This window comes from Peribacillus sp. SIMBA_075, from assembly GCF_046534585.1.
Window position 1 is genome coordinate 1 of the sequence record NZ_JAWRYN010001721.1, and the last position, 231, is coordinate 231.

At 45.9% G+C, this 231-nt stretch carries 1 pseudogene; it reads right to left on the reverse strand.

Annotation, left to right across the window (positions count from 1 at the left end):
• Positions 1-231: pseudogene (locus SB775_RS34320) on the reverse strand (protein translocase subunit SecDF); the annotation flags it as partial.

Here is a 231-nt window from a genome sequence, read left to right on the forward strand (position 1 = left end):
CAGGATGCTTGTGGAGAACAGATAAAAGCTGCGGCGCCGTTTGACAATATCAAATCGAATGACCTCGGCATTCTCCTTCTCACGAATGTCTCTTTTAGCAACGCCAAACCATGTCGGCCTCTTGAACAGATTAGTCTTAAGAAGCCACGCGAGAAGCCAACGCGATCCGAAGACATTTGTAAACAAGCTTACAATTAACGTCATGATCAGGATGACCGAAAAGCCCTGAAT